The organism is Enterobacter sp. 186315, assembly GCF_053290175.1.
Genome location: NZ_JBPTTK010000004.1, coordinates 236679 through 263173 on the forward strand (window position 1 = coordinate 236679; position 26495 = coordinate 263173).

Genomic DNA, 26495 nt, shown 5'->3' on the forward strand with positions numbered 1-26495 from the left:
TTTTAGCGCTGTTATTGTAAGTAGAACGTTTTAGTAGAACGTTCTACTTATCGTGGGGAAAGCGTGAAAAACGTGCAACTTAATTTTCACATTTCAACAAACGAAATAGTGATTATTTGAAGTGGATCGATAATTAACCGTGATGGGTATGGGGGGATTTTTATCCCCTCTCCCGGTGGGAGAGGGTTAGGGTGAGGGCATCAGACGGCTCAGGCAGTAACGGTCACGCTCTGGCCTTCAAAGCTCACGGTCTGGCCCGCGACAATCTTGCAGCGCTTGCGGGTTTCTACCGCGCCGTCGACTTTCACGCGCCCGTCGGCGATAACGATTTTCGCCTGCGCGCCGCTTTCGCTCCAGCCTTCCAGCTTCAGCAGATCGCACAGCTCAACGTGCGGGTGTTTACCTAATGAAAAAGTTGCCATGTTACGCGTCCTCTACGTCGTGATACTCCTCGCATGCCTGCAAGGTATTCTGAATCAAAGTTGCAACGGTCATCGGGCCTACGCCGCCCGGGACCGGGGTAATGTATGATGCGCGCGCCGCGGCGTCTTCGAAGACGACATCGCCCACCACTTTGCCGCTCTCCAGTCGGTTAATGCCGACGTCCACCACAATCGCACTCTCTTTGATCCACTCGCCGGGAATAAAGCCCGGCTTACCAACTGCCACGACCAGCAGGTCGGCGTTTTCAACGTGGTGGCGCAGGTTTTTGGTGAAGCGGTGGGTCACGGTGGTGGTGCAGCCCGCCAGCAGCAGCTCCATGCTCATCGGACGCCCGACGATATTGGATGCGCCAATCACCACGGCGTTCAGGCCGTAAGTATCGATATTGTAACGCTCCAGCAGGGTGACGATGCCGCGCGGGGTACACGGACGCAGGCGCGGTGCGCGCTGGCACAGGCGACCGACGTTATACGGGTGGAAGCCGTCAACGTCTTTGTCCGGCGCGATACGCTCCAGCACCTTCACGTTGTCGATGCCCGCAGGCAGCGGCAGCTGAACCAGAATGCCGTCGATCTCGCGGTCAGCGTTCAGGGTGTCAATAAGTTCCAGCAGTTCGGCTTCGCTGGTGGTTTCCGGCAGATCGTAAGAGCGGGAAAGAAAGCCCACCTCCTCACACGCTTTGCGTTTGCTGCCGACATAAATCTGCGAGGCCGGGTTGCTGCCAACCAGCACAACAGCCAACCCTGGAGCGCGTTTTCCGGCCGCTCTGCGCGCCTTCACTTTTTCCGCAACCTCAGAGCGCACCTGCTGCGCAATCGTTTTACCGTCAATAATCTTTGCTGCCATCAGAGAGAAGATTCCGTCTGTAACGTTAGAAGGGGGGATTGCCTATATTTTGTCAGAAGCGAGCGCCGCTGTCAGTCACCCATTGCGAGATTTCGATTTTCTCTTTCCCGTCCGCACGCAAAGTCCCCGTGCTTATCAGGGTAATTTCCTAACCGGAAATAGGACGTTGCCAGGATAACCCACAGTCTTTTGACATATTTAAACATGGCGTAGCAGGCTACTTTATTACTCAGGAAATAACTCTCATATCAGGCAGAGATATTTCTATTTCCGGAATATACCGGGAAGGACATTTCTAATATTAAAGGAATAGTTATGAAAATCAGCAATATTGCTTGTGCCGTTTTTGCGACGCTGGCTATGGCAAGTGCAGCGAATGCAGCAACCACAACTGTAAACGGTGGCACAGTCCATTTTAAAGGCGAATTAGTGAATGCCGCGTGTTCGGTAAATACTAAATCAGCCGATCAGACGGTAAACCTGGGACAATATCGTACTGCACACTTCACGAAAGTGGGTGATACCTCTACGAATGTGCCGTTCACTATCGAACTGAACGACTGCGATCCTGCCGTAGCGTCTACCGCTGCCGTTGCGTTCACCGGTCAGACTGACGCTACCGACAAAACGCTGCTGGCTATCTCTTCTGGCTCTAACGCCAACAGCGCAACCGGCGTGGGTATCGAAATCCTCGACACCACTTCCGCAACGCTGACCCCGGATGGTTCAACCTTCTCTGCTGCACAGACTCTGATCGAAGGGACTAACACCCTGAACTTTGCTGCACGCTATAAAGCGACCGCTGCAACGACCGAGCCTGGCCAGGCGAACGCTGACGCCACCTTCGTAATGAAATACGAATAAAACCGCTTTCAGGGACGGACCGGGTCTCACGGATGAGACCATCTACGTGCGAACGAGGGCTACGGATGACCTTTGTCAGGTGGTTTATTTTGCTTTGTCTGGTGGCTGCCACCCCGGCAATGGCGCACCGGGTCGTGGTTGACGGCGGGAAAGTGCATATGAAAGGCGAGCTGGTCAATGGTGCCTGCGCCGTTGCGCCGGAAAGCCAAAATCTGCGTGTGGATATGGGGCAGTACCGCACCAATGCCTTTACGGGCGTGGGCAGCTTTTCTACGGTCAACGTGCCTTTCACGCTAAGGCTGGTGGATTGCAGTGCCGACGTGTCGCAAACGGTAGGAGTGATGTTTCAGGGCATAACGCCAGCTGAAGATCCTCAGGTGTTTCTGGCGACCTCCGGACCCGGTGAAAACCCGTCAAGCAGCGGCGTAGGGCTGGCGATTTTTGACCCGCAGCAGCAGCTGATTATCCCCAACGTGCCGGCGAATTATGGGCTGCCCATCACCACCAGCGATCTGGCGTTTCACTTTAGCGCCCGCTATCGGGCCGTTTCCGAACATCTGGTTCCGGGAAATATCCAGACCGACGTTTGGTTTGCGTTGATTTATCCATAACAGCGAATTCACCTGAGAATAAATAATAAAAGGACGAGTTGGAATGACGACTTTAATTAAACCAGGACTGTTTCTCTCCTTTATTTTGATAGCATTTTCGACAACGGCTCAGGCATCCGGCGGTATTGCGCTGGGGGCGACGCGCGTTATTTACGACGCGGATGCAAAACAGACGTCGCTTGCCGTAACTAACAGCAGCAAGGAAGAGCGTTATTTAATTAACGCGTGGATCGAAAACGACCGCGAGCAGAAAGATAAAAGCTTTCTGGTCACGCCGCCGCTCTTCGTCAGCGAGCCAAAAAGTGAAAATACCCTGCGCATTATTTATACCGGTCCACAGCTGCCTGCGGATCGTGAATCGCTCTTTTACATGAACGTAAAAGCCATCCCGTCGGTGGATAAGGCCAATCTTGAGGGTAAAAATGTCCTTCAGCTGGCGATTCTTTCCCGCATCAAGCTGTTTGTACGCCCGAAAAATCTGGCGATGGAGCCGGAAGATGCGCTGTCGAACCTGCACTTTGAACGCGTGGGGAACCACCTGAAGGTGAGCAACGCCTCGCCGTATTACATCACGCTGGTCAATCTGCAAATGGGCGGCAAGAAGCTCAGCAACCTGATGGTTGCGCCAAAAAACTCCACCCAGCAGGCGCTCCCGGCAGGGGCGGGCGGCACGCTGTTGTGGCAGAGCGTCAATGATTATGGTGCGATTACACCGACGCGCAGCGTCAGCCTATAAGCAGAGGCTGAATTATGAATCTTCAGGGATGGCGCTACTGCCCGGTTGCACTGGCTGTAATGGCCTCGTTCATGCCGCAGACTGGCCGGGGCGAGAGCTACTTCAACCCTGCCTTTTTGTCTGACGAAACGGCAAACGTCGCGGATCTGTCGCGCTTTGAGAAAGGCCACCACCAGGCGCCCGGCGTGTATCGCGTCGACATCTGGCTTAACGACGACTTTTTCGCCACACAGGACGTTAATTTTGAGTCGGCGACGGAGAAGGTCCAGCCGCTCGCGGGCGGGCTGTCGCCGTGCATCACGCGCGGGATGCTGGAGCGCTTCGGGGTCAACCTTACCGCGTTTCCTGAACTGGCAGAGGCCGACAAGCAGAGCTGCGTGCCGCTTCAGACCGCCATTCCCGGCAGTGAAATCGCCTTTAACTTCGCCTCACTGCGCCTGAACATCAACCTGCCGCAGGTGGCGATGCAGAACAGCGTGCGCGGCTATATTCCCCCGGAACAGTGGGACGAGGGGATAACGGCGGCGCTGTTTAACTACAGCTTTACCGGCAACCGGGGGAGCGAGGACGACAGCTATTATCTGAACCTGCAAAGCGGGCTGAACTACGGGGCCTGGCGGCTGCGCAACAACGGCGCGTGGCGCTATAGCAGCGGCAACAGCTCGCACTCCAGCCGCTGGCAAAATATCGGCACCTCGTTGCAGCGCACGGTGATCCCGCTGCGAAGCGATCTGGTGCTGGGCGACAGCAACACCGGCAACGACGTGTTCGACAGCATGGGCTTTCGCGGGGCGCGGCTCTACTCCTCCGACAGCATGTATCCGGACAGCATGCAGGGCTACGCGCCTACCGTTCGCGGGATCGCGCGCACCCCGGCAAAAGTGGTGATCCGCCAGAACGGCTACGTGATCTACCAAAGCTACGTGCAGGCCGGGGCTTTTGCCATATCCGATCTGAACCCTACTTCGTCAAGCGGTGACCTCGACGTGACCGTTGAAGAGAAGGACGGGAGCCAGCAGCGCTACAGCGTGCCGTACTCCACCGTGCCGCTGCTCCAGCGTGAAGGACGTCTGAAATATGACGTCGTCACCGGGAATTACCGCAGCGGTAACAAGGATCAGGACACGCCGTACTTTACTCAGGGCACGCTGATCGCCGGTTTACCGGAAGGTTACACCGCCTATGGCGGTACGCAGCTCGCGTCTGACTACACCGCGCTGGCGCTCGGGTTAGGTAAAAACCTGGGCGACTGGGGGGCAGTCTCCTTTGATATCACCCACGCGCGCAGCCAGCTCGCGGATGACAGCCGCCACGAAGGGCAATCCCTGCGTTTCCTGTACGCAAAATCCCTCAACGGATTCGGCACAAACTTCCAGCTGCTGGGTTATCGCTATTCGACCAAAGGGTTCTACACCCTGGACGATGTGGCCTGGCGCTCGATGGAAGGCTACCAGTACGGCGATACCAAAGATGAAAACGGCGTGCCGGAGGTGCAGAGCTATCACAACCTGCGCTGGAATAAAAAAGGGCGCTTGCAGGTCAACATCTCCCAGTCGCTGGGGGATTACGGCTCAATGTATCTTTCCGGCAGCGAGCAGTCCTACTGGGGAACCAGCGACGTCAGCGCCTGGTATCAGCTGGGCTATGCGGGCGGATTCAAAGGCGTGAGCTACTCCCTCTCCTGGTCGTGGAACCAGGCGCTCGGCATGAGCGGCACCGACAAAATTATCTCGTTTAACGTGTCCGTGCCGTTAAGCCTGTTCACCGGTCACGGGTATCACCGCGAAACCGCCATCGACCGCGCCTATGCGACCACCTCCGTCAGCCGCAACAGCGAAGGAGAGAGCAGCTGGCAGGCCGGGGTGAGCGGAACCCTGCTTGAAGACCGAAACCTGAACTACAGCGTGATGCAGGGCCACTCCAGCCACAACGGTGCGAGCGGCAACGCCACGGCGAACTGGCAGGCGACCTACGGCACCCTCGGGGCCGGGTACAACTACAGCCACAACCAGCACGATCTTAACTGGCAGCTCTCTGGCGGCATCGTGGGTCATGCCGATGGCGTAACCTTCAGCCAGCCGCTCGGCGACACCAACGTGCTGATCAAAGCCCCCGGCGCGTCGGGCGTGAGCGTCGAAAACCAGACCGGGGTCAAAACCGACTGGCGCGGTTACGCCGTGATGCCGTACGCCACCGTCTATCGCTACAACCGTATTGCACTGAACACCGACACCATGAGCAACAGCATTGATATTGAAGATAACGTCAGCAGCGTCGTGCCAACCAAAGGCGCGCTGGTGCGGGCAAACTTTGATGCACACGTCGGCGTACGCGCCCTGTTTACCGTACTGCGTGCCAACCAGCCGGCGCCGTTCGGTGCGGTAGTGCGTGAGAACACGAGCGGCGTGACCAGCATGGTCGGGGACGAGGGGCAGATCTACCTGAGCGGCCTGCCGCTCGTGGGCGAACTGCTTGTGCAGTGGGGCAATGGGGCAAATTCCCAGTGCCGCGCGCCTTACTCCCTGCCGGAAACGAGCCTGCAACAGGCCATTACACTTAAGGAGCTCCGCTGTGAGTAAACTGCGTACCCTGATCCTGGCGCTGCTGGTGTCTCTGCCAGCCACCCAGGCGCTGGCGACCGTTTGCCGAAACTCGACCGGGGTTGCAACGGACATCTATTACGATCTCTCTAACACGTTTAACGCGTCGAACAACCAGATTGGCAGTATCGTCACGCTGGCACAGAAATCGCAGTTGATCGGTGTTTATGCGACCTGCCCGGCGGGGACAACGGGCACGACCACCAAGCGTAGCTACGTCACCGATTTTCCCGTGACCACGACAATTGATGGTTATAAATATCTGCGTCTTAACGAATATCTTGACGGCGCGATGAAAATCACCGACAGCTATGCCGGGGCGTTTTATCCGCCTGCCAACTATATCCAGATGGGGAGTGACGCGAACGTGCCGAGGCAGCAGCCGTTTGCGGTGGAGGATTCCAATCTGGTGTTCCGCTTAAAGGTTACCCGCCGGTTTATCAACATGGTGGTGATACCACGCACGGTGATGTTCCGCGTCTATGTGACCACGACCGCTGGCGATCCGCTCTCCACGCCGGTCTATACCATCAGCTACAGCGGGACGATTAACGTGCCGCAAAAATGCGAGATCAACGTCGGCAGCATCGTGGAGTTTGATTTTGGCGATATCGGCGCCTCGCTGTTTAGCGCGGCGGGGGCGGGAAATCGGCCGGAAGGGATCAACAAGCAGAGCAAAACCATCGGCATTAAATGTACCAACGTTGAAGCGAAAGCCTATCTGACGATGCGCGTTGAGGCGGAAAAATCCTCCGGGAATATGATGGTGTCAGATAACCCGGACGTCGGGTTTATTGTCGCCGATTCGTCCGGCACGCCGCTGACGCCTAACAATATCAGCAGCGTGATCCCGTTCCGCCTGGATGATAACGCCACGGCGCAGGTAGCCATTACCGCGTGGCCGGTGAGCGTGACCGGCAAAAAACCGGCGGAAGGGCGCTTTACCTCGCGCGGCTATCTGCGCGTCGACTATCAATAAGGGAGGCGCATAGAATGCATAAACTCTTAACCTGCGCGCTGGCGGCGGGCGCGCTGTGGCTTCCGCTCGCTCAGGCGGCTAACCCGCTGGGGGAAATTAACATTCAGCTTTACGGCAACGTGGTTGATTTTACCTGCGTGGCGGAGGGCAGCGACGCCAGCAAAACGGTGCCGTTAGGCACCTGGGCCACAAAACAGCTCAAAACCGCAGGCAGCAAAACGCAGGCGATGCCCTTTACGCTGAAGCTGACCGGCTGCCCGCCGGGGGCCGCGTCGATTACCTTCTCCGGGAAAGCGAACGCCCAGGACACTCAGCTGCTGGCGCTTAACGACGCGAGCAACGCGACCAACGTTGCGGTGGAGATCCTGGACGGGGATAAAACGCGGCTGCCGCTGCTCCAGGCCAGCCGGGAGGTGGTAATCGATGCCAATGGCGACGCGGAACTCTCTTTTTATGCCCACTACATTGCCACTGCAAATAACCCGCAGCCAGGCCGCGCCGACGCCGATGCAACATTTATGATTAATTATAATTAAATTCAGAATGCTCCCTGAAACGTAAAGGCGAAACAGGGAGTATTCTTAAATATTAAAGCAGCTCATGATCTTTAGCATAATCGATTAGCTCAACGATAGACTGCAATCCTAATTTTGAATAGATATTCGATTTATGTGCGCTAATAGTTTTGTTGCTAAGTAATAGCTGCTGTGCAATTTCCTTGTTGGACATTCCATTTGCCAGGTAGCGCAGCACGGTCAATTCCCGATTCGATAATGGCATATCGCCGGTGGCACCATGCTGGTTAGTCAGATGATTAATAAAGCTTAATGTGTCGGATGGGAAGAATGAATATCCGGATAAAATCATCTCGACCGCATTATAGATATCCCCCAAATCCTTTCTCTTGCTGACAAAACCATTTGCACCGGCTCGCATAGCGCGTCCGGCATAAAATGCTTCAGACTTGGAAGACAGAAATAGTACTTTGATGTCTTTATTTAAGTTCCTGATTCTCTTGAGTAAAGAGAAGCCATCAATGCCGGACATTTCGATATCCATGATCACCAGATCGATGGGGTGATTACGAATACAATCAAGCACTTCATGGCTGTCGCCGGACTTGAGCTTGACCACGATGTTTTTATTCTTCTCCAGCAGAACTTCTATCGACATTCTGACTATGGGGTGTTCGTCCATGATGATAACGGATGCCGGTTTCATTTTTTTATGCCTCAGATTGTTAAAAGCGTTATGCAGAGTTTGCTGAAACTCTCGGAAGGCCGGAAGGATAATTAACGAGATCCTTATACGGTAGTATTTCCCTGGAAAATCGAGAGCGTCCTTTGTTTTCTTACGATGATGATGTTGTCATTTCACAATTAACCCGTATCGATGACGGTGGTAGAAAGTCTTTTCTTATTCATATTTGGAACGCGTCTTATTATAACGTGTAAGTTTTCTCCGAAAAGCCTGTAAATTATTGAAAGCTTATTGTTATGTATTATCTTCTGGATCTCACAGAGTAATTTTTCAAAATTAGTTGAAATAACCCTCTATTGCATTTAATGCCGTTTATCATCTTTATGTAATAACAAAAAATAACAGATATCCCTGTATGTTGATCGTTTGTTAATAACGGAAGGACTTTTAGCGACGCCAGGGCCCTGGATGTTAACAGACTTTTCGCCCCCCAACTCGCGTAACACCTTCATTTGAAGGCCGCTCTTCTGGGCGGTAAAAACAGCATTATTCAACAGCGAGATATATCAGGCACGAGTCTTTGCGATCGTCACGATGGCTGCCGATCTGCTTGTTTTTACATCGTTATCATCTCATTAACTCAATAAATAAATCCTTAACGCTTGGGTGAAAAAACTGCATGTTAATCCTTTTCCAGTATTAAGCGTTGCCAAATGATGAAAATTAGGAATAGTTTTACTTTTGATATTTTTGTTAAAAATTTACATAAAATTAACAATATGTATAAGTAAATTCCTAAAGGTCTTTAGGAATGAAGAGGTTAGTGACCAGGTTAAAAGGTAAATTCAGTCAGGTGAGTGAGAAGGTGGAATAGCTCCTGGCGATGAGTCAGCCCCAGTTTTTTTAAGATGCATCCCAGACGATAGATAATGCGGCTGTAGGGATGGTTTTGCAGCAGGGCAATCTCACGTAAGGATTTTCCCTGCGCTAACAGCTGGAGAAGGGGCCACTCGTGGCGGGAGAACCACTCGTTGCGCGAAGGCGCGGCGGCGGGAGGCTCAAGCAGGGCATGCTGAAGCGCCTGCGCGGTAAGCTGGCGCTCCATGACGTGAAAAGGGCCGGCGGCTTTGCAAAACAGGCGTGCGTCATAGTCATCGGCCCTGATAAGCAGATGGGGCGTGAGAAAGGGCGCATACAGGCTTTGCCGTCTGAGCGCGTCCAGCATCTCAATCAGCGTCGTGGTGCGGCTGTCGATATCCACCAGCAGCCTGGCAGAGGGCCAGTGGCTGGCCGCACCAAGCGCCTCATCCAGCGTTTCATAGTCCAGGCATTGATTGAGTAGCGATTGCCCCTGCAACAGCCCGACGCGAAGGTAATTATCCCGGGTCACCAGAACCAGAAAGGGGGCGTCGGTTTTGCGCGTCTGGCGTATTGACTGGCTTAAGAACTCAAGGCGGTCGAAGAGAGGAGGAGGATACAGTGCCTGCGTAAATCCCGGCGAATCACCTCCAGTTCGACGCCGCCTGTAGCGGCGTACGGTCATTCGCATGGCTTCCCTCCTGGCGATGACGGGCTAATTCTCCGGCCAGTGCCAGGCGGGCCAGTGATAGCCCTGACCCAGTCCTGCTCCTGCCTGAAGCGCGCATGTGCGGTCGTGCTCTGTTTCTATCCCTTCAATGAGAACCTGATCGGCAATCGTCGAGCAGAGAGTGACCAGTGATGAGAGCGCGGGTGTAGCGCGCAGCCGCCAGAATGCGAACTTATCGATTTTGACGCCGCACAAAGGCAGCTGCGAGGATAAAAACGGATGAATCAATGCTTCATCAACGTCATCCAGCCAGATGCGATGGCCCTGCATCGTTAACTGTTGCAGACGCCGGGCAACGCGCGCGGATAATTCGGCAGACAGGCTAAAAAGACAGCCCGGATCGACGATCTCAATATTCAGCGGTGGGCAGTTAAGCTCCAGCAATTGCTGAAAAATGTCGCCTCTTGTAAATACGGTTATCGGCAGGTTGATAAAAAGGTTGCTGGCATTTCTGGCGTTTTTAAGCGCGGCGAGCTGCGCGTCCAGCAGCCTGAGCGACTGCTCGGCCGTTTGATCGCTAAAGAAACATTCGCTTTGAGCGTCGGGCGACAGCACGCTGAGCACTTCTGCGCCCACCGGGCGAGAAGAGGAGAGGGACACGATAGGTTCAAGTTTAATGCCGATAATGTCGCGGGAAATATGCTGTAAGCGAGGGGAGGTATAGGTCTGATTTGGCTCTGCCACGCCGTTGTCCTGTTGTCTGCAAATCCAGGATACAGTGTGGCGAGAGCGGATGTCAGATAACACCAGGCGTTACTTAATTGCAGCCAGGCTTTTTCGCAACGACAACCCCCGCACAAAAGCGGAAAATGGAGAAAAAACAGACGTATTAACAGCTAAGTAGCGGGGTTCGACACAGAAGAGCGGCAATCACGCCGAAAGGCATTGACTCACTTGCCATTGACCGTATAATTCCACGCGTTTCACCGCCACGAAGTACACACTTCTCAGTGCGCCCTTAGCTCAGTTGGATAGAGCAACGGCCTTCTAAGCCGTAGGTCGTAGGTTCGAATCCTACAGGGCGTGCCATTCTGATCCAGACACTTACGCCTCTCTGCTTCCTCTGTGGACATATTTGGGACACCAACCCCGAAAATCGAGTCAATCTGCTTCGCATGCTCCGTTACCCGCTCATTCTCCTTAACGATCGTTAGTATTTTCCTCCACATGGTAATTCCTGGGTTTCTCAACCATGCTGATTAAACCTCGCTATTTTCGGTGAGGTTTTTTGTTGTTGCTGATTAATCTCAAGGAAAAAGGTTATGAAAAAGACGACTGCTATTTTGTTGGGAACGGCGTTCCTGTTTGCTACCAATGCCTTTGCTGCTGAACTGCTGACGAAAAACGAGTTCGAGAAAGTGGAATCTCAGTACACCAAAATCGGGACGGTAAACACCTCCGGTGAAGTGTCGGTAGATGACGCGAAAAAAGAGCTGATTGAAAAAGCGGATAAAGAGGGCGCGGATGTGCTGGTGCTGACGTCCGGCAATACCAACAACAAAATCCACGGTACGGCGAACATCTACAAGAAAAAATAATTAATGCCCCATCCCGGACGGCGGGGTGGGGCGTTGCTCATGCGGTCTAACTGGCGTAGCCGTGCTGCGCCACCGTCATTCTGATCAGCTCACCCGCCGGAATCGGCCTGGCAAAATAGTAGCCCTGCATAAACGCGATCGCTTTTTCCCGCAGGTAGTCCACCTGATGCTGCGTTTCTACCCCTTCGGCAATCACCGTCAGCTGCATTTTTCTCGCCAGCTCAATCAGCCCCTCCACCAGTCGCGTATCGCCGTTCTCGATAATCTGGCTGATAAACAGCTTATCAATTTTGATGAATTCCGGGGCCAGGGCGGCTATCCACGACAGGTTCGAATACCCGGTTCCAAAATCATCCAGCGCGATAGCGATATTGGCTCTGCGCAGGGTGGCAAACCACTCGCACAGCTCCGGGGTGAAATGCAGCGGATGTTTCTCGGTGATTTCAATAACCAGCTGAACCTGGCTGGCGGCAAGGCGCTGGAGCAGCTCGACGGTATCGGTTTCAAAACGCGGGTCGAGGCAGTTCCAGGCGCTCAGATTCAGCGAGATATACATCCCTTTTGGAAACAGATGAATGTGGTATTGCAGATCCGAAATCACCTGCTGGATAAGCTGATGGGTCAGCGGGGCGATAAGGTTTTGCTTCTCGGCCAGCGGAATAAAGGTGTCCGGGGAGATGTGACCGTACAGCGGATGCCTCCATCGCGCGAGCACTTCAACCCCGGCGATTTTACCCGTCTGGCTGTCGATAATCGGCTGGTAGACGGGCGTTATCTGGCGCTGAGCGATAGCGGAAGCGAGCGCATTTGCCGGGGCAAGGGCAAAGAAACGGGCCATCAGCGAGCTAACGCCCGTGAGCAGGGCAGGGTACTGTTTGGTTGAGGTCATCATCGCGAGGTTCCGTTGCGGTTGCCTGGGGCAGGCAACCGCGAGTGTTATCAGAATTTGACCCAGTCATCCTGGTCTTGAGTCGAAGGGCGTTTTACCGGGTTTAACACAGACACCGTGCCCCCTCCGGTGCGACGCGCTTCGCCGCGCGCGCTCGGGTTTTTCGACACGCGGAAGATAGACACCACTTTTTCAAGCTGGACGGCCTGATCTTCCAGCGAGCTGGCCGCGGCAGAAGACTCCTCAACCAGCGCGGCGTTTTGCTGGGTGGTGGTGTCCATCTCGGCCATCGCCTGGGCAATCTGGGCAATTCCCCGGCTTTGCTCGTCGGTGGCGGCGGCAATTTCGCCCATGATGTCGCGCACCTGCGCCACGGAGGTCTCAATTTTGGACATCGCCTCGCCCGCGCTTTCAACCAGGTTAAACCCGGTATCCACGTGCACCACCGACTCGTTGATCAGGTTTTCGATCTCTTTGGCGGACTGGGCGCTGCGCTGGGCGAGGGTGCGCACTTCGGCGGCTACTACGGCAAAGCCCTTACCCTGATCCCCCGCGCGCGCCGCTTCTACGGCGGCATTCAGCGCCAGAATATTGGTCTGGAAAGCGATGCTGTTAATCACGGTGGTTATCTCAGAAATACGGTGCGAGCTGCTGCGCACGTTTTTCATGGTGTCGATAACCTTGTGCGAAATCTGGCTGCCCTGGCTGGCGTTTTGCGACGCTTCTTCTGCCAGCAGGCGCGCATGGTTAGCGTTTTCCGCGTTCAGCGCCACGGTAGAGGTCAGCTCTTCCATGCTGGCGGCGGTTTCAACCACGGCGGCAGACTGCTGCTCGGTTCGCGCAGAGAGATCCATATTCCCGGCGGCAATTTCCGAGGAAGAGCGGGCCACGCTGTCCACGCCGTCGTGTACCTCGTTGATGATCCGCTTTAGATTTTCGTTCATGGTGGACACCGCCTGCATCAGCAGACCCGGCTCGTCGCTGCGGCTGCTGGTCAGCGTGCTGGTTAAATCGCCTTGTGCAATGCTTTCAGCCACGTGCAGCGTTTCGTTGAGCGGACGCGTGATGGAGCGGGTGATCGCCAGCGCCAGCAGCAGGCCTAAGATAATCCCAATCGCCGCGACGATAATCATCTGAGTCTGAATGCTATCAACGGTATCAAACACTTTTTGCTGCTGGCTGGCGAACAGATCCTGAATGGATTTCGTCAGGGTAAGGGCTTTTCCGGTGAGGGCGTCCGACAAGGCGCTCTGCGTGCTCCAGACGTTGCTGTAATTGTCCAGCTCGCCGCCGACGCGCTTCATATCGACAACGGCAGACTCAAGCCAGGCTTTTTGCGCGTCGGGCACGGCAGAGATCAGCTCATCGGCGTCTTTTTTACCCGCTTCCAGGCGCTTAAGAATGCCCTGACGCAGCGCATCCGTCGGGTGCTGTTTGTACAAGCTCACCTGAGAATCGATGTCGCTCAGAATGAAAGACATCTGGGCGGCAAGCAGCGATATCGCCGGCGGCAGGCTGCTGTCCTGTCCAAGCAGGGATGCGCTATCACCGTTATCACACAGATTTTGCGTGTTCAGCTTGCCTTCACTCACCTTCTTTTCGCCCAGGGCTTTGGTGAAAAGCGACAGCGTGTCAACGTAGCTGTTCATGGCGTTTGCGGTAGCGTCGAGCCTGGCTTTTCCGTCCGGCGTCCAAGTGAATTTTTCCAGTTCAGACACCGAGCCCTGCATACGCTGGATAGCCGCGTTGACCTGGTCCAGATATTTTTGATCCAGCGTGTACTGATAGTTAGTCCGGTTAAGCCGCACGGCGGAAAGGGCATTGAACAGGTCGGTGGTGTGACCGTTCTTATCCACTTTGTCCTGAATATTAAGTAATCCAAACAGGCCGGTCGTCAGGATCGCGAGAGTGATTAACAGAACTGTTGCGAAGCCGAAAAATAATTTCTTACTGACTTTTAAATTGATAAAGCGGTTTACGATATTCATATTGTTTTCCAGTCCCGGAAATTACCGGGCAATAGAGCTGTTGGTGCTATCATCAAAGGGAGATAAACGAGTCGGATGAAAGAAGATAAAAAAATGCCCCTCACACTTACATGATCAGGGCGAATGCCTGAGTTGACATCACTCACTCAGGGTATCTGTCTTCTCCTCTTTTTTAACAGAATGAGCCGGGAGTTCACTCATCCTATAATAAACCGGGATTACATCCGGATAATTCACGATGTAACCACGACCTCTAATGTTTTGTATAAAATTCCCTGGCAGGCCCAGCTGGCTCAATTTACCGTTCAGATTATGAAGAACTTGCCATAAGCGCTGCGTTGAGGGGCTAAGATCGTGCGCCTCCCAAATCTCTTCAAACAGTTCTTCTTTTGTTATAGGTTGCGTTCTGCCATTTATCAGAAGATAAAGAAAAAGCCTTAACATCGTTTCATTAAAATAGATCGACGCAAACGCAATGCTCTTATCCGCGTGGCTGCCCGACAGTCGGTAAAGCCTGCGATTCGCAATATCAAAATGAATTTCATCACCGATCATAAATCCATACAGACGATAGCCCATCTTATATACCTGCATTAATTTGTGACTTAACCGTACCACGACATATAAGGGTGGTGAAAATCCATACGCTTTGTGTGGGGGATTATATTGCTGCCCTCCAGGCTTTCCAATCCACAACCCGATGCATTATATGAAACCGTTCGTTTAGCATCCGTTGATGATATGTTTGACGTTATAAATCAAATTTCCCACTTTTTGTTCTGCCGTTAAATTCCCGGTTGACTGTTTATTCTGATTTTGCGTTATGAGCGCGTTGCTCAACATTAAATTCCGAATTTGATTATCTTTACAGGATAAGAACGAACTTGCCGCCCGCTGCCTTGAAGAGAAACCCGGCGTTATACTTGATGGACACCACAATAGACCCGAAGCGCCTTCAGGAGGAGTGATGTTATTTGATTTATACTGATTCATAACGGGCCGGGCGACGTGAGCGCCGGGCAGGATGTGAATTTTAACTCTATGGTTTATAATGATAAAAATCTGAATCAGAGTTTATTCCCGCGCGATCGGCTTAGCGTGAACACGATGTTCTTCTGCAAGATGCACATGGTCATGTCATGAAAAACGTTTTTCTTATTAACGAAACGATCCTCTTTGAGCCGGAACATCGTCGCCTGGGGCCGCGAAAAGAGTATCCGCAGCGGGCCCTTACCCTGCATGGCCCGGTAAACGAATGCCTGCTGCAACTGCTTGAGCACAATGAGCAAGTGCTTACTCAGCGCTATCTCTTTTCTGCCGTATGGGAAAAGCAGGGCGCGGTGGTGACCACAAACGCGCTTTATCAGACGATTGCCTCCATCCGCAAAGCGCTCAAAACGGCCGGGCTGGAAGAGGACATTATTAAAACCCTGCCCAAAGAGGGCTTTAAGTGCATCGCGCGGATCCGGACCGGCGAATTAGCCGACTTCTCTGAACCGCAGAAAATCGCAGAAGAGCCGCGACCAGACGTCACATCCTCCAAAATCGCAGAAACCGCCGCTATCGCCAGAAAAATGCCATTACGCCCGCTGTTCTATTCTCTGGCAGGGCTGCTGTTTATTATATCCTGCGGGGTGTTTTACTGGACCTGGAAAAGCGAGCCGCCTGCGTTAGCGAAATATCATCCTGTCGGTCGGCTTAACGGCTGTGAAGTTTTCTCCTCCTGGTACGATCGGGATAAAAGCCAGCGCGCCTTTCAGACATTATCCCGCCGTTATCCGTTGCAGTGTCAGCCCGGCGAGCGCGCCTATATAACCCTCAGCCATGCCCAGCGCGGCGTCACCGTTATTATTTGTGATAATGATCCGCAGGATAGTCAGGCACGCTGTCACTCTATTTATTACAGGCAGATATATCATGAAGATGAATAAGGACATCCTGTACGGGGCGCTGGCGGGCGCGGCAATTATTTTGCCGCTGTTGGGGGCGGGCTATATCCACTACCAGCGGGATAATTACAGCTGCGAGATCCACACCGTTATTGTTGACGAAAACAGAGTGCTGGACGTTATTCTTAACTTTAACTTCGATCACGGTACGGGGTTTTATGAATCCGCCGGGGAGCTAAATGAAAAGGGCGAGCCGCCGACCTCGGTCAGTAATAAAATTCTCTTTAACTACTGGCGTGAAGATGGGGCGGTGATCCTGGTGTCGGACGAAACCAATCCGCTGCCCACGCGCTATCAAAAATTCAGAAAAGATATTCCCGATTTCTTCCAGCATCGCGAGCGCGGCCTTCGCGTTCAAATAACCCCGGCCAATGCGGTCAGCGATATTTTCACCTACGGCGGCGCGCCCGTTTTTTATTGTTCAAAAAGCTAACACGGGGGGAAAACCACGCCTGGTCTGCGGCTATTTTGTTAATCCCCTGAACTATTTACGCTTGCTTACAGAAGAAGAATGAGTATAGTTCTCATTCTCTTTAGTGTTTGCGGCCACGATGGATCTCTCCCGCAGCAGCAGTGAGTGCCTGGCTCACAGGGAACACTGAGTAAATACGGTGGACTTTGCACTGGCCTCGGCGCCCGTCATGACACAGATCGCATAGCGACATACGACGCAAATTCCCGCCCGACTTTCTACGATAAAGGATGTTCCTGATGACCCAAAAAATGTCTGCGCTGGCATTGCTTGTTGCTGTCTCGCTTTCCGGCTGTGCGGCTTCGCACACTGCCTCTACGCCTGCGCCTGCGGCGAAAACCACGGTAACGGCCCCTGAGAATACCGCCGTGATAAAACGCGATCTGGCCGACGGTCTGTACGAGATGGTGCTCAACCAGAAGGGCGATGCGCTGTACGTTGCCAGTTCAGAAGGGTTTAAGGACGTGCAGGGTGGGGTGATCTATAAGCTCGATCCCGCCACGCTGAAAACGCTTGGTCGCAGCCATACTGACCTGAAAAACTTCGCGATGACGATTTCCCCGGACGGCCAGACGGTGTACGTCACCAACTCGCTTGACGGCGGTATCAGCGCCATCAGCACCGCCGACGGCAAAATCAAAAAGCGCCTGATGTTTACCGAGCGCAATAAAGAGGGCTTCCCGTTCGGCGCGCGTGAAATTCTGCTGCACGACGGGCTGCTGTACGTCGGCGGCGTGGGCGATCCGGCGGTGATTTGGGTGGTCGATGCCGACAGCCTGAAGCTCAAGAAAACCATCAAAAACGCGGGGCAGTGGGTGACCGGCCTGCTGTGGTCTGCGCAGACGAACAGGCTGTACGCGGCCAACGGCGGCGGCGAGATCCTGGTGATTAACCCGCACAGCAACAAAATCGAAAAACGCTGGAAGCCGCTCGGCGACAAGCCTGCGCTGCTGCTGAACATGGCGGAAGATCCCGCCACCGGGCGTCTGTTCGTGACCGATAACTCCAAAGCTAAAACCACCCTGGTGCTGAACATCCGCACGGGCGAAACGATCAAACAGCTGGACGTGGGCGATTCGCTGGCGGTGAAATTCAACGCCAAACGCAACGAGCTGTACATCACCCAGCGCGAAAGCGGCAAGCTGCTGAGCCTGGACGCGACCACCTACGCCGTGAAGCAATCCTGGGATCTGCCGCCGAATCCGAACAGCCTGCTGCTGTCGGCGGACGGCCAGACCCTGTACGTCACCGTTAAGCAGGCTTTCAACAAAGACCATTCGACTAACGGGCCGGACAGCGTTGTCCGTATTGCACTTCACTAAATATTCAGGCCCGGCGACGGGCCATTTTTGCGCGATTTTAATGAGTTAATGATGAACAACACCAATATGCATAAAACGCTTCTGGCGCTGGCTATCGGCGCGGTTACGCACTCCGCCTTCGCGGCGGACGGCAAAAAAGAGGACACCATCGTTGTCCAGTCCGCGCCTGCCGGCGATTTCAAACCCGGCGGCGATAATCTTGTTCCGGCCTTCCTGGACGGGCAGGTGGCAAACGGCGGACGCATGGGGATGCTCGGCCAGCAGAACACGATGGACGTGCCGTTCAACATCATCAGCTACACCTCAAAGCTGGTGGAAGATCAGCAGGCGAAAACCATTGCCGACGTGGTCGCTAACGACGCGGGCGTGCAGTACGTTCAGGGCTACGGGAACAGCGCCGAAAGCTTCCGCATTCGCGGCCTGAAGTTTGACGGCGATGACATGACCTTCGGCGGCCTGTCCGGCGTGCTGCCGCGTCAGGTGGTGGACGCGCAGATGGTGGAACGTATTGAGATCTTCAAAGGGGCGAACTCGCTGATGAACGGCGCGGCCAGCTCCGGCGTGGGCGGGATGATCAACCTGGAGCCGAAGCACGCGGGCGAAACCCCGCAGGCGAAGATAGGCGTCGATTACACCTCCGATTCGCAGATTGGCACTACGCTCGATGCGGGTCGCCGCTTTGGCGACAGCGACCAGTTCGGCGCGCGCGTAAACCTGGTTCACCGCGAAGGGGAAACCGGGATCCCGAACGACCGTCGTCGCACCACGCTGCTCTCCACCGGGCTGGATTACAAAGGCGACAACTTCCGCACCTCGCTGGACGTGGGCTATCAGAAGAAGACCTTCCACGGCAGCCCGACCAGCGTCAATATTTCTGCGGTGGATTTCGTGCCGGAGCCGCCGAAAAACGACCGCAACTTCTCGCAGAAGTGGGCGTATAGCGATATCGAAAACGAATTCGGCATGTGGCGCAGCGAGTACGACATCACCGATAGCTGGACGGCCTACACCGGGCTGGGGGCGCAGCACGCGCACGAAGAGGGGCTGTACAGCGCACCAAAACTGCTGGATAAGAGCGGTACGGCGACCGCCAGCCGCCTCGACACCAACCGCATCAGCGACTCCGTCAGCGGGATGGCGGGCATTCGCGGCAGCTTCGATACCGGGTTTATCTCCCACAAGGTCAACGTCGGCTATTCGGCGATGACCAAAAACGAAAAAATAGCGTGGAAGATGTCGGCGGCGGCGGATAACCCGACCACCAACATCTACCACAACACCGGCGTGAACGCCCCGGACAGCACCAACTTCAACGGCTCCGGCGGCAAATACAGCGATCCGCTGACCAGCGGGCGCACCCGCACCCAGGGCTGGCTGCTGAGCGATACCCTCGGCGTGCTCGACGACAAACTGCTGTTCACCGCCGGGGCGCGCCATCAGAAAGTGGTGATCCGCGGCTATAACAAAATCACCGGCGCGGAAAACGACGCGGACGGCTTCGACGGCAGCCGCTGGATGCCAACCTACGGCGTGGTATACAAGCCGTGGGAGCAGATCTCACTTTACGCCAACCACACCGAAGCGTTGCAGCCTGGCAAGACCGCGCCAAACACCGCCACCAACTACGGCCAGAGTACCGGGATCGTCCACTCTAAGCAGAACGAGGTCGGGGTGAAGGCCGACTTCGGGCGCGTGGGCGGCTCGCTGGCGCTGTTCGAGATCAAAATGCCGTCGGCTATTCTCGACAGCGAAACCAAACACTACGGCCTGGATGCGGAGCAGCGTAACCGCGGGGTGGAGCTGAACGTCTTTGGCGAGCCGATGCTCGGCATGCGTCTGAACGCCAGCGCCACCTGGTTGCAGGCGGAGCTGACCAAAACCAACAACGGGCTGAACCAGGGCAACGACGCCATCGGCGTGCCGAACTTCTACGCGGTGCTGGGCGCGGAGTACGACATCAAGCCGATCGACGGGCTGACCGCCACCGCGCGCGTCAACCACTCCGGCTCGCAGTACGCCGATCTGGCGAACAGCAAAAAGCTCGACAGCTATACCACGCTGGATCTGGGCGTGCGCTATCGCTTCGCGGTGAACCACAATGAGAATCAGATGACGCTTCGCGCGGGCATCGACAACGTAACCGACGAAAACTACTGGGCATCCGTGGACGATTCCGGTACCTACGTCACTCAGGGCGAACCGCGCACCTTTAAGGTGTCGGTTGGCTACGAGTTCTGAGTTCCACCCTCGTTATCCGGGGCAGGGAAGCCCCAATCCTTTCAGCTTGCTACCACCAGCATGAAGTGTTAAAACGTGCCCCTTCTAAAAAAGAGACAGGGAATGGATGTGAAAGACGCGTCATCCGCTTCAGGCAGTGAGAGCCCTGAAGCCTCGTCGGAACAAAATCCGACGCTGCAACGTGGTTTGCAAAATCGACATATTCAATTAATTGCCCTCGGCGGCGCCATCGGTACAGGACTGTTTCTGGGGATTGGTCCTGCGATCCAGATGGCGGGGCCGGCGGTACTGCTGGGTTACGGCATCGCCGGGATTATCGCCTTTCTGATCATGCGCCAGCTCGGTGAGATGGTCGTTGAAGAGCCGGTGTCAGGCTCCTTCGCCCACTTCGCCTACAAATACTGGGGCCCGTTTGCCGGGTTCCTCTCCGGCTGGAACTACTGGGTAATGTTCGTGCTGGTGGGAATGGCCGAGCTGACCGCCGCTGGCATCTATATGCAGTACTGGCTGCCGGACGTGCCGACCTGGGTCTGGGCCGCCGCCTTCTTTATTATCATCAACGCCGTTAACCTGGTGAACGTGCGCATGTACGGTGAAACCGAGTTCTGGTTTGCGCTGATCAAGGTGCTGGCGATTATCGGCATGATCGGCTTTGGCCTGTGGCTGCTGTTCTCCGGCCACGGCGGCGAGCGCGCTACTCTCGACAACCTGTGGCAGCACGGCGGCTTCCTCGCGACGGGCTGGAAGGGGCTTATTCTGTCGCTGGCGGTGATCATGTTCTCCTTTGGCGGGCTTGAGCTGATTGGTATTACCGCCGCCGAAGCGCGCGATCCGCAGAAGAGCATTCCGAAAGCGGTGAATCAAGTGGTGTACCGCATTCTGCTGTTCTATATCGGTTCGCTGGTGGTGCTGCTGGCGCTGTACCCGTGGGTAGAAGTCAAATCCGACAGCAGTCCGTTCGTGATGATTTTCCACGATCTAAACAGCAACGTGGTGGCATCGGCGCTTAACTTCGTCATTCTGGTCGCTTCTCTGTCCGTTTATAACAGCGGCGTGTACTCCAACAGCCGTATGCTGTTCGGCCTCTCCGTGCAGGGCAACGCGCCGAAGTTCCTGACCCGCGTCAGCCGTCGCGGCGTGCCGGTGAACTCGCTGATGCTGTCGGGCGCGATTACGTCGCTGGTGGTGCTGATCAACTACCTGCTGCCAAAGTCCGCCTTTGGCCTGCTGATGGCGCTGGTTGTCGCCACTCTGTTACTGAACTGGGTCATGATCTGCCTCGCGCACCTGCGTTTTCGCGCCGCGATGCGCCGCAAAGGGCGTGAAACCCAGTTCAAAGCGCTGCTCTACCCGGCGGGGAACTACCTCTGCATCGCCTTCCTGGCGATGATCCTCGTGCTGATGTGTACGATGGACGGTATGCGCCTGTCGGCCATGCTGCTGCCGGTGTGGGTGGTGTTCCTGTTTGTGGCGTTTAAGCTGTCCCGTAAAAAGTGATCTTCGTTTTCCCCTCTCCCTGTGGGAGAGGGTCAGGGTGAGGGCAACAGACCGCACCTCGTTTTGCCCGGTGGCGCTGCGCTTACCGGGCCTACAGCCACCACGTAGGCCCGGTAAGGCCTCGCCGCCACCCGGCCCTTCCCACACTGCTCCCATCTTTATCGTGACCCCCCTCCCAAATCTGTTTCGATCCGCAGGATCTTTATTTTGTAATCGATTACTTTTTATCTGAACTGTTTTGTAATCGATTACTTTTGCGGGTGAGGCTCATCATGGTGTCAACAACTGAAAGTAGTGAGAAGGCGATAGTGCAGCACCGGATGCTGGTGCCGCGCCTGTCGCTGATGATGTTTATGCAGTTTTTTATCTGGGGTAGCTGGTCGGTCACGCTCGGGCTGGTGATGACCCAGCACAACATGTCGCTGCTGATTGGCGATGCGTTCTCCGCCGGGCCAATCGCCTCTATCCTCTCGCCGTTTGTGCTCGGGATGCTGGTGGATCGCTTCTTTGCCTCGCAGAAGGTGATGGCTGTGATGCACCTCGCCGGGGCAGCGATCCTGTGGTTTGTGCCGGGGGCGCTGATCGCAGAAAACGGCGCGCTGCTGATTGGCCTTCTGTTTGGCTACACGCTCTGCTATATGCCGACGCTGGCGCTCACCAACAACATCGCGTTTCACAGCCTGCGCAACGTGGATAAAACCTTCCCGGTGGTGCGCGTGTTCGGCACTATCGGCTGGATTGTCGCGGGGATCTTCATCGGCGTCACCGGCGTGGCCTCAAGCGTAACCATCTTCAGGGTTGCGGCGACCTGCTCCGTGCTGCTGGCAATCTACAGCCTGACGCTGCCCCACACGCCAGCGCCCGCCAAAGGGCTGCCGGTCAAGGTGCGCGATCTGTTCTGCGCCGACGCCTTTGCGCTGCTCAAAACCCGCCACTTCTTTATCTTCTCGCTCTGCGCGATGCTGATTTCCGTCCCGCTGGGTACCTACTACGCCTACACCGCCTCCTATCTGGCGGATGCCGGGATCGCGGACGTCAGTACCGCCATGTCCTTCGGGCAGATGTCTGAAATCTTCTTCATGCTGATCATCCCGCTGCTGTTCCGCCGTCTGGGGGTGAAAATCATGCTGCTGATCGGGATGCTGGCGTGGTTCGTGCGCTACGCCATGTTTGCCCTCGGCGTGAGCGAAGAGGGGCGCATCCTGCTCTATCTCGGCATTCTGCTCCACGGCGTGTGCTATGACTTCTTCTTTGTGGTCGGCTTTATCTATACCGACCGCGTGGCGGGCGAAAAGGTAAAAGGGCAGGCGCAGAGCATGATCGTGATGTTTACCTACGGGATCGGGATGCTGCTTGGCTCGCAGATTTCGGGCGCGCTGTATAACCAGCTGGTGGCGGGCCAAACCGTGCCGCAGGCGTGGGTGACGTTCTGGTGGATCCCAGCGGTGGCCGCCGCCGTGATTGCACTGATCTTCATGCTGACGTTTAAGTACGACGACGACAAAGCGTAATTCTCAGGAGGCGGTATGAGAACGATTAAGGGACCGGGCATTTTTCTCTCGCAGTTTATCGGGGCGCAGCCGCCGTTTAACTCGCTGGACGGGCTGGCGGGCTGGGCCGCCGAAAAGGGCTACAAGGCCCTGCAAATTCCCTGCAACCATCCGCACATTTTTGATGTGGAAAAAGCGGCCGAAAGCCAGGCGTACTGCGATGAGATAACCGCCCGGCTGGCGCACTATGGGCTGGCGATCAGTGAACTGTCGACGCATCTGGAAGGACAGCTGATGGCGGTTAACGAGGCTTACAGCGACGCCTTCGATCACTTTGCCCCGGCGTCGGTGCGCGGCAACGATGACGCGCGACGGGCGTGGGCAACGGAGAAACTGAAGCAGGCGGCGAAGGCCTCGGCAAGGCTTGGGCTCACCGCGCACGCGACCTTTTCCGGCTCGCTGGCCTGGCCCTTTTTCTACCCCTGGCCGCCGCACAACGCGCAGCGTTTTGAGGAGGCGTTTGAGGAGCTTGCCCGCCGCTGGCGACCGATTCTTGATGCGTTTGACGAGCAGGGCGTGAACGTCTGTTTTGAGCTACATCCGGGCGAAGATCTGCACGATGGCGTCACCTTCGAGCGTTTTCTGGCGCTGGTGGACAACCATCCGCGCTGCAACATTCTCTTTGACCCAAGCCATATGCTACTGCAACAGATGGATTATCTGCGCTTTATCGATATCTACCATTCACGTATTAAGGCGTTTCACGTCAAGGACGCCGAATTCAGGGCGAGCGGACGCAGCGGGGTATACGGCGGCTATCAGCCGTGGATCCACCGCGCCGGACGCTTTCGCTCGCTGGGCGACGGGCAGATCGATTTCAAAGGCATCTTCAGCAAGCTCACCGAGTACGACTACGACGGCTGGGCGGTGCTGGAGTGGGAGTGCTGCCTGAAAGAGGGCGACGCCGGGGCCAGCGAGGGGAGCGCGTTTATCCGCCGCCACATTATCCCGGTTTCGGATCGGGCATTTGATGATTTCGCCGCCGGAGGCCGCCATGATTAACGTCGGCATTATCGGCAGCGGGTTTATCGGCCCGGCGCACATCGAAGCCCTGCGCCGCCTCGGGTTCGTGCAGGTCGTTGCCCTGTGCGACGGCTCTCTTGCACAGGCGCAGGAGAAGGCGCGTCTGCTTAACGTGCCGCACGCCTACGCCAGCGTGGAGGCGCTGCTCGCCCATCCCGATCTTCACGTCGTTCACAACTGCACGCCGAACCATCTGCACGCGGAGATCAACCGGCAGATTTTACGCGCGGGCAAGCACCTCTTTTCCGAAAAGCCGCTGTGCATGACCCCGGACGAGGCGCGCGAGCTGGTAGTGCTGGCGGAGCAGGCGGGCGTTATCCACGGCGTCAGCTTTGTCTATCGCCAGTTTGCGATGGTGCGCCAGGCCGCCAGCATGATGCGACATGGCAGCGTCGGACGGCTGTTTGCCGCGCACGGTAGCTATTTGCAGGACTGGATGCTGCTGGAAACCGACTACAACTGGCGGGTAGATGCCGCGCTCGGCGGGGCGTCGCGCGCGGTGGCGGATATCGGCTCCCACTGGTGCGACACGGTGCAGTTTGTCACCGGGCGGCGTATCACCGAGGTGATGGCGGATCTCGCTATCGTCTGGTCAACGCGTAAAGCCAGCGTCGGGGGCAGTCAGACCTTCACTCATGACGAGCACGCCCGCTATGAAGACAAACCCGTCACCACCGAGGATTTCGGCTCGGTGCTGTTCCGCTTTGACGACGGCAGCAGGGGCAGCTTTAGCGTGTCGCAGGTCAGCGCCGGGCGCAAAAATCGTCTGGCCTTTGAGTTAAACGGCAGCGAGCAATCCGTGGCCTGGGATCAGGAACTGCCGCAGCAGCTGTGGATCGGACATCGCACGAAGGCCAACCAGACGCTCACAGACGATCCGGGGCTGATGAACCCGGACGTGGCCGACAGCGCCCACTTCCCCGGCGGGCATATCGAGGGCTGGCCGGATGCCTTTAAAAATATGATGGCGCAGTTCTATCGTGCGGTGCAGGCGGGCGAAATGCCGGCACACCCGCTGTTCGCGACCTTCCACGACGGCGCGGACGTGATGTATATCATTGATGCGATTGTAAAAAGCCATCAGCAGCAGCGGTGGATACGCATCGAACGATGACGGCTGCCCGGTTCGCCGGGCGCTGAATTTATGGTAGCCTGCACAAAACGCTAACCGCAGGATGTGTCGTCGCTATGTCTATTCAGAAAATCGCCCAGCTGGCCGGGGTTTCCGTGGCAACCGTGTCGCGCGTGCTCAACAACAGCGATACGGTGAAAGCGAAAAACCGCGAACGCGTCCTGAAGGCCATTAAAGAGAGCAACTACCAGCCAAATCTGCTGGCGCGCCAGCTGCGCACCGCCCGCAGCTACATGATCCTGGTGATGGTTTCGAACATCGCTAACCCGTTCTGCGCCGAGGTGGTAAAGGGCATCGAGGAAGAGGCCGAGAAAAACGGCTACCGCATTTTGCTCTGCAACTCCGGGTCCGATATCGAACGCTCCCGCTCCGGCCTGAGCCTGCTGTCGGGGAAAATCGTCGACGGCATTATCACCATGGACGCCTTCTCTAAGCTGCCCGAGCTCGCCGCGCTAATCGGCAACGCCCCCTGGGTGCAGTGCGCCGAATACGCCGATAACGGATCGGTTTCCTGCGTCGGCATTAACGACGTCGACGCGTCGCAGCACGCGGTGAGCCAGCTTGCCGACGGCGGGCGCAAACGCATTGCCATGATTAACCACGACCTGAGCTACAAATATGCCCGCCTGCGCGAGCGCGGGTATAAGAGCGTGCTGCATCTGCGCGATCTCGACTATCAGGTGGTGGAATATGCGAGCGATCTGAGCCCGGCGGCGGGGGGGGCGGCGATGCAGGCGCTGCTTAAAGAGAACCCGCCGGATGCGGTGTTTGCGGTTTCCGACACACTGGCGGCCGGGGCGCTGCGGGCCATTCAGCAGGCGGGGCTGCGGGTGCCGGAAGATATCGCGGTGGCTGGTTTTGACGGCACGGAGCTTGCGGAGATGATTTCCCTGTCGACCATCGAACAGCCGTCGCGGGATATCGGGCGCAAGGCCGTCGATCTATTGCTGAATAACATCGACAACCCGGATGCGCCCGCGCAGAGGGTGATGATGGACTGGCGCTATATTTCCCGCGCCAGCACCTGAT

General features: G+C 55.9%; 24 protein-coding genes and 1 tRNA gene. 17 read left to right on the forward strand and 8 right to left on the reverse strand.

Going from position 1 to position 26495, the window contains the following annotated elements; translation table 11 throughout:
- Positions 1-209 precede the first annotated feature (209 nt).
- Positions 210-422 (reverse strand): ribosome-associated protein YbcJ, encoded by a 213-nt coding sequence (gene ybcJ, locus ACSVHP_RS07000; protein WP_010428256.1) that lies wholly within the window; start codon positions 420-422, stop codon positions 210-212.
- 1 nt (position 423) lies between these two features.
- Positions 424-1290, reverse strand: a complete 867-nt coding sequence (gene folD / locus ACSVHP_RS07005) for a bifunctional methylenetetrahydrofolate dehydrogenase/methenyltetrahydrofolate cyclohydrolase FolD (RefSeq protein WP_447551396.1) — start codon at positions 1288-1290, stop codon at positions 424-426.
- 315 nt (positions 1291-1605) lie between these two features.
- Between folD and fimA the strand changes: the two genes are divergently transcribed.
- The 6 genes from fimA to sfmF all read left to right on the forward strand — a co-directional run bounded on the left by fimA (position 1606) and on the right by sfmF (position 7616).
- Positions 1606-2154: a type 1 fimbrial major subunit FimA gene (fimA, locus tag ACSVHP_RS07010; protein ID WP_417316283.1), complete on the forward strand. Its 549-nt coding sequence runs from the start codon at positions 1606-1608 to the stop codon at positions 2152-2154.
- 65 nt (positions 2155-2219) lie between these two features.
- Positions 2220-2765 (forward strand): type 1 fimbrial protein subunit FimI, encoded by a 546-nt coding sequence (gene fimI / locus ACSVHP_RS07015; RefSeq protein WP_447551398.1) that lies wholly within the window; start codon positions 2220-2222, stop codon positions 2763-2765.
- Between the two features lie 43 nt (positions 2766-2808).
- Complete coding sequence (gene fimC / locus ACSVHP_RS07020) at positions 2809-3501, forward strand: type 1 fimbria chaperone FimC (protein ID WP_447551400.1); 693 nt, start codon at positions 2809-2811, stop codon at positions 3499-3501.
- 14 nt (positions 3502-3515) lie between these two features.
- Complete coding sequence (locus ACSVHP_RS07025; protein WP_447551402.1) at positions 3516-6080, forward strand: fimbrial biogenesis usher protein; 2565 nt, start codon at positions 3516-3518, stop codon at positions 6078-6080.
- Positions 6073-7080, forward strand: coding sequence for a type 1 fimbria D-mannose specific adhesin FimH (fimH, locus tag ACSVHP_RS07030; RefSeq protein WP_447551403.1), 1008 nt, complete (start codon positions 6073-6075; stop codon positions 7078-7080). The genes ACSVHP_RS07025 and fimH overlap by 8 nt, the downstream gene beginning before the upstream one ends.
- A gap of 14 nt (positions 7081-7094) precedes the next feature.
- Positions 7095-7616, forward strand: coding sequence for a fimbria assembly protein (gene sfmF / locus ACSVHP_RS07035; protein ID WP_417316273.1), 522 nt, complete (start codon positions 7095-7097; stop codon positions 7614-7616).
- A 52-nt stretch (positions 7617-7668) separates the two neighbouring features.
- On the opposite strand, the gene fimZ is transcribed toward sfmF, so the two are convergent.
- The 3 genes from fimZ to ACSVHP_RS07050 form a co-directional block, all read right to left on the reverse strand.
- Positions 7669-8301: a fimbria biosynthesis transcriptional regulator FimZ gene (gene fimZ, locus ACSVHP_RS07040; protein WP_417316271.1), complete on the reverse strand. Its 633-nt coding sequence runs from the start codon at positions 8299-8301 to the stop codon at positions 7669-7671.
- A gap of 811 nt (positions 8302-9112) precedes the next feature.
- The gene (locus ACSVHP_RS07045; protein ID WP_447551405.1) at positions 9113-9829 is read right to left on the reverse strand and encodes a helix-turn-helix transcriptional regulator; all 717 of its coding nucleotides are present in this window, start codon (positions 9827-9829) and stop codon (positions 9113-9115) included.
- 24 nt (positions 9830-9853) lie between these two features.
- Positions 9854-10552 carry an EAL domain-containing protein gene (locus ACSVHP_RS07050; protein WP_447551407.1) on the reverse strand — a complete coding sequence of 233 codons (699 nt, stop codon included), beginning with the start codon at positions 10550-10552 and terminating at the stop codon, positions 9854-9856.
- 268 nt (positions 10553-10820) lie between these two features.
- On the opposite strand from ACSVHP_RS07050, the gene ACSVHP_RS07055 reads away from it, so the two are divergent.
- Together ACSVHP_RS07055 and yahO are read left to right on the forward strand one after the other, a co-directional pair.
- Positions 10821-10897 (forward strand) — tRNA-Arg (locus ACSVHP_RS07055).
- Between the two features lie 233 nt (positions 10898-11130).
- On the forward strand, positions 11131-11406 hold the full coding sequence (gene yahO / locus ACSVHP_RS07060; protein ID WP_447551409.1) for a DUF1471 family periplasmic protein YahO: 276 nt from the start codon (positions 11131-11133) through the stop codon (positions 11404-11406).
- 46 nt (positions 11407-11452) lie between these two features.
- On the opposite strand, the gene ACSVHP_RS07065 is transcribed toward yahO, so the two are convergent.
- The 3 genes from ACSVHP_RS07065 to ACSVHP_RS07075 all read right to left on the reverse strand — a co-directional run bounded on the left by ACSVHP_RS07065 (position 11453) and on the right by ACSVHP_RS07075 (position 14862).
- A complete protein-coding gene (locus ACSVHP_RS07065; RefSeq protein ID WP_417314488.1) occupies positions 11453-12298 on the reverse strand; it encodes an EAL domain-containing protein in 846 nt (281 codons plus the stop codon).
- 47 nt (positions 12299-12345) lie between these two features.
- On the reverse strand, positions 12346-14283 hold the full coding sequence (locus ACSVHP_RS07070; RefSeq protein ID WP_447551412.1) for a methyl-accepting chemotaxis protein: 1938 nt from the start codon (positions 14281-14283) through the stop codon (positions 12346-12348).
- 138 nt (positions 14284-14421) lie between these two features.
- Positions 14422-14862 (reverse strand): winged helix-turn-helix domain-containing protein, encoded by a 441-nt coding sequence (locus ACSVHP_RS07075; RefSeq protein WP_417314484.1) that lies wholly within the window; start codon positions 14860-14862, stop codon positions 14422-14424.
- Between the two features lie 560 nt (positions 14863-15422).
- Between ACSVHP_RS07075 and ACSVHP_RS07080 the strand changes: the two genes are divergently transcribed.
- The 9 genes from ACSVHP_RS07080 to ACSVHP_RS07120 all read left to right on the forward strand — a co-directional run bounded on the left by ACSVHP_RS07080 (position 15423) and on the right by ACSVHP_RS07120 (position 26494).
- Positions 15423-16214: a winged helix-turn-helix domain-containing protein gene (locus ACSVHP_RS07080; protein ID WP_447551413.1), complete on the forward strand. Its 792-nt coding sequence runs from the start codon at positions 15423-15425 to the stop codon at positions 16212-16214.
- Positions 16201-16665 (forward strand): hypothetical protein, encoded by a 465-nt coding sequence (locus tag ACSVHP_RS07085; protein WP_447551414.1) that lies wholly within the window; start codon positions 16201-16203, stop codon positions 16663-16665. Before ACSVHP_RS07080 ends, ACSVHP_RS07085 begins: the two co-directional genes overlap by 14 nt.
- Positions 16666-16943: 278 nt before the next feature.
- Complete coding sequence (locus ACSVHP_RS07090; RefSeq protein ID WP_447551416.1) at positions 16944-18026, forward strand: YncE family protein; 1083 nt, start codon at positions 16944-16946, stop codon at positions 18024-18026.
- Between the two features lie 51 nt (positions 18027-18077).
- A complete protein-coding gene (locus ACSVHP_RS07095; protein ID WP_447551418.1) occupies positions 18078-20264 on the forward strand; it encodes a TonB-dependent receptor in 2187 nt (728 codons plus the stop codon).
- A gap of 108 nt (positions 20265-20372) precedes the next feature.
- Complete coding sequence (pheP, locus tag ACSVHP_RS07100) at positions 20373-21761, forward strand: phenylalanine transporter (RefSeq protein WP_447551456.1); 1389 nt, start codon at positions 20373-20375, stop codon at positions 21759-21761.
- A gap of 272 nt (positions 21762-22033) precedes the next feature.
- Positions 22034-23272 (forward strand): MFS transporter, encoded by a 1239-nt coding sequence (locus tag ACSVHP_RS07105; RefSeq protein ID WP_234674934.1) that lies wholly within the window; start codon positions 22034-22036, stop codon positions 23270-23272.
- A gap of 15 nt (positions 23273-23287) precedes the next feature.
- A complete protein-coding gene (locus tag ACSVHP_RS07110) occupies positions 23288-24313 on the forward strand; it encodes a sugar phosphate isomerase/epimerase family protein (RefSeq protein ID WP_447551419.1) in 1026 nt (341 codons plus the stop codon).
- Positions 24306-25448 (forward strand): Gfo/Idh/MocA family protein, encoded by a 1143-nt coding sequence (locus ACSVHP_RS07115; RefSeq protein WP_447551421.1) that lies wholly within the window; start codon positions 24306-24308, stop codon positions 25446-25448. The genes ACSVHP_RS07110 and ACSVHP_RS07115 overlap by 8 nt, the downstream gene beginning before the upstream one ends.
- Before the next feature lie 74 nt (positions 25449-25522).
- On the forward strand, positions 25523-26494 hold the full coding sequence (locus ACSVHP_RS07120; RefSeq protein WP_447551422.1) for a LacI family DNA-binding transcriptional regulator: 972 nt from the start codon (positions 25523-25525) through the stop codon (positions 26492-26494).
- The last annotated feature ends 1 nt before the right edge of the window (position 26495 follow it).

Excerpts from the sequence above, each read along its gene's own strand:
- ACSVHP_RS07075 (WP_417314484.1), bottom strand. The coding sequence starts at position 14,862 with ATGGGCTATCGTCTGTATGGATTTATGATCGGTGATGAAATTCATTTT.
- ACSVHP_RS07045 (WP_447551405.1), bottom strand. The coding sequence starts at position 9,829 with ATGCGAATGACCGTACGCCGCTACAGGCGGCGTCGAACTGGAGGTGAT.
- ybcJ (WP_010428256.1), bottom strand. The coding sequence starts at position 422 with ATGGCAACTTTTTCATTAGGTAAACACCCGCACGTTGAGCTGTGCGAT.
- ACSVHP_RS07090 (WP_447551416.1), top strand. The coding sequence starts at position 16,944 with ATGACCCAAAAAATGTCTGCGCTGGCATTGCTTGTTGCTGTCTCGCTT.
- ACSVHP_RS07110 (WP_447551419.1), top strand. The coding sequence starts at position 23,288 with ATGAGAACGATTAAGGGACCGGGCATTTTTCTCTCGCAGTTTATCGGG.
- ACSVHP_RS07085 (WP_447551414.1), top strand. The coding sequence starts at position 16,201 with ATGAAGATGAATAAGGACATCCTGTACGGGGCGCTGGCGGGCGCGGCA.
- folD (WP_447551396.1), bottom strand. The coding sequence starts at position 1,290 with ATGGCAGCAAAGATTATTGACGGTAAAACGATTGCGCAGCAGGTGCGC.
- ACSVHP_RS07105 (WP_234674934.1), top strand. The coding sequence starts at position 22,034 with ATGGTGTCAACAACTGAAAGTAGTGAGAAGGCGATAGTGCAGCACCGG.
- ACSVHP_RS07065 (WP_417314488.1), bottom strand. The coding sequence starts at position 12,298 with ATGATGACCTCAACCAAACAGTACCCTGCCCTGCTCACGGGCGTTAGC.
- sfmF (WP_417316273.1), top strand. The coding sequence starts at position 7,095 with ATGCATAAACTCTTAACCTGCGCGCTGGCGGCGGGCGCGCTGTGGCTT.
- fimC (WP_447551400.1), top strand. The coding sequence starts at position 2,809 with ATGACGACTTTAATTAAACCAGGACTGTTTCTCTCCTTTATTTTGATA.
- ACSVHP_RS07025 (WP_447551402.1), top strand. The coding sequence starts at position 3,516 with ATGAATCTTCAGGGATGGCGCTACTGCCCGGTTGCACTGGCTGTAATG.
- ACSVHP_RS07115 (WP_447551421.1), top strand. The coding sequence starts at position 24,306 with ATGATTAACGTCGGCATTATCGGCAGCGGGTTTATCGGCCCGGCGCAC.
- fimI (WP_447551398.1), top strand. The coding sequence starts at position 2,220 with ATGACCTTTGTCAGGTGGTTTATTTTGCTTTGTCTGGTGGCTGCCACC.
- fimZ (WP_417316271.1), bottom strand. The coding sequence starts at position 8,301 with ATGAAACCGGCATCCGTTATCATCATGGACGAACACCCCATAGTCAGA.
- ACSVHP_RS07120 (WP_447551422.1), top strand. The coding sequence starts at position 25,523 with ATGTCTATTCAGAAAATCGCCCAGCTGGCCGGGGTTTCCGTGGCAACC.
- ACSVHP_RS07080 (WP_447551413.1), top strand. The coding sequence starts at position 15,423 with ATGAAAAACGTTTTTCTTATTAACGAAACGATCCTCTTTGAGCCGGAA.
- yahO (WP_447551409.1), top strand. The coding sequence starts at position 11,131 with ATGAAAAAGACGACTGCTATTTTGTTGGGAACGGCGTTCCTGTTTGCT.
- ACSVHP_RS07095 (WP_447551418.1), top strand. The coding sequence starts at position 18,078 with ATGAACAACACCAATATGCATAAAACGCTTCTGGCGCTGGCTATCGGC.
- ACSVHP_RS07070 (WP_447551412.1), bottom strand. The coding sequence starts at position 14,283 with ATGAATATCGTAAACCGCTTTATCAATTTAAAAGTCAGTAAGAAATTA.
- fimA (WP_417316283.1), top strand. The coding sequence starts at position 1,606 with ATGAAAATCAGCAATATTGCTTGTGCCGTTTTTGCGACGCTGGCTATG.